Source organism: Vibrio sp. Y176, from assembly GCF_033438945.1.
Genome location: NZ_JAWOQS010001003.1, coordinates 1 through 553, shown reverse-complemented (window position 1 = coordinate 553; position 553 = coordinate 1). Strand labels below are relative to the sequence as shown.

The window sequence follows — 553 nt, the reverse complement described above, 5'->3', positions numbered from 1 at the left end:
AACAGTGGAAGTTCATCGAGCCAGCTTACTGAAAAAGTTCTCAGCCAAAACCGTCGCAGAATTGGCCTATATTTATGGCAAGTTGGAGAATCCCATCTAGCGAGAGCTGAGCTGTAAGATTAGGAGCCTTCAAACTTCTGTTTGATGAAATCGATAAAAGTTCGCAGTCGTTTCGGTTGATAGCGATCTCGATGGAATATGGCGGAAAAGGGCACCGACGGGATTTCCCAATCAGGCATCACTTTTATCAGTTGGCCTAGCTCCACTTCTTCTGCACAGTAACTCAGTGGAACACGAATAATGCCGTTGCCGTGCAGTGCGCCCATGACTAACGCTCGTCCATTTTTACAGCGCAAGTTGCCTTTTACGACCACATCGGCGTGGTCATTTGGGTTCCCTGCTTTACGATAGCTCCAACGCGTAACTGAACCAGTGAGAGTTCGATGTTCGGCCAGCTCTTTTGGGTGTATTGGCATGCCATATTGCTGCACATAGCTAGGGCTTGCGAGGGTGACCATGTCAACGGTCATCAGCTTGCGCGCTACAAACCCTG

Annotated in this window: 1 protein-coding gene and 1 pseudogene; one reads left to right on the top strand and one right to left on the bottom strand. The window is 49.0% G+C overall.

Annotation, left to right across the window (positions count from 1 at the left end; translation table 11 throughout):
• A pseudogene (locus R7O13_RS29890) lies at nucleotides 1-100 on the top strand (DNA-binding response regulator); the annotation flags it as partial.
• A 19-nt stretch (nucleotides 101-119) separates the two neighbouring features.
• Here the strand turns inward: R7O13_RS29890 and R7O13_RS29885 are convergent.
• Nucleotides 120-553: substrate binding domain-containing protein (locus R7O13_RS29885; protein WP_318305596.1), on the bottom strand; the 434-nt coding region annotated here is incomplete at its 5' end.